Genomic DNA, 1,246 nt, shown 5'->3' with positions numbered 1-1,246 from the left:
CCTGGACGCGGTGCGCGTGGTGATCACCGTCGACCCCAACGCCTAGGCGTCGGCGAGGATCTCGTCCAGCGCCTCGTCGAGCGTCGGGTAGCGAAAGCCGAACCCGGCCTCCAGCAGGCGCGCCGGACGCATGTCGGCACCGGTGAGCAGCAGCCGCGACATCTCGCCAAGGCCCGCCTTCAGCGCGAAGGCGGGCACCGGAAAGAGTGCCGGGCGGTGAAGCTGGCGCGCCAGGGTGCGGGTGAACTCGGCGTTGGTCACCGGGTGCGGGGCCGAGCCGTTGAAGGGCCCTTCGAGAGAGGGCTGGTCGATCAGGTAGAGAATCGCCTCGACCAGGTCGTCGCGATGCACCCAGGGCATGAACTGGCGGCCATCGCCGAAGCGCCCGCCCAGGCCGAACTTGAACGGCGGCAGCATCTTGGCAAGCGTGCCGCCGCCTGCGTCCAGCACCAGCCCGGTGCGCAGCAGCGCCAGACGTACGCCCAGGTCCGTAACCGGCTCGACGGCGGCTTCCCACTGGGCGCAGAGCCGATGGGCGAACTCCGCGTGCGGCGGGGTCTGCTCGTCGACCACCCGGCGGCCCTGATCCCCGTAGTAGCCCATCGCCGAGCCGCTGACCATGACCGAGGGCAGCGGCTTGCCCGCCTTCTCGAGCGCCCGGCAGAACTCCACAAGCGCCGTGGTCGACTCCACCCGCGAGGCGAGCAGGCGCTTTTTCTGCGCCTCGCTCCAGCGCTTGCCGGCGATCGACTCGCCGGCCAGGTTGACGACCGCTTCCGGCGGCGTCTCGATGAAGCCCATGGCGCTGTCGCGCACCTGGCACTCGCCGGGCAGCGTCCTTGCCGCCTTCGAGGGCGAGCGGGAGACCACGTCGACCCGGTCGCCGCGCGCCAGCAGCCGCTCGCAGAGACGCCGGCCGACGAAGCCGGACCCGCCGGTAATGAGAACGCGCATCGAGAACCTCCTCCCTCGCAGGGGTAAATTTGTACAAGCAACGCACCGAACCGTTACATCCAGTGTACAAGTAGAGTTCGCCGGTCGCGAGGTGCTGCGCTTGCATCGGCGAGCGGGTAAGCTAGCCCCCTTTATTCAGTCGAGGACGCGGCGTTGACACTCATCGAACGTTTGCAGGAGCGCCTGGGTCGAGTGCGCAGGATGCACTTCGTCTCGCGCCCCGGCCCGCGCTCCGTGACCGGCTGGCAAGGCGAAGGCCAGGGGCGGGTCGCCGTCGAGCGCCTTGCCGATG

At 69.6% G+C, this 1,246-nt stretch carries 1 protein-coding gene; it reads right to left on the bottom strand.

Annotated elements, in window-relative coordinates:
* Positions 1–42: 42 nt before the first annotated feature.
* Positions 43–954, bottom strand: coding sequence for a TIGR01777 family oxidoreductase (locus BIS11_RS17935; protein WP_253586774.1), 912 nt, complete (start codon positions 952–954; stop codon positions 43–45).
* Between the last annotated feature and the right edge of the window lie 292 nt (positions 955–1,246).

Source organism: Halomonas sp. 707D4 (assembly GCF_024158685.1).
Lineage (GTDB): Bacteria > Pseudomonadota > Gammaproteobacteria > Pseudomonadales > Halomonadaceae > Vreelandella.
This window is presented reverse-complemented; position numbering and strand designations above follow the sequence as displayed.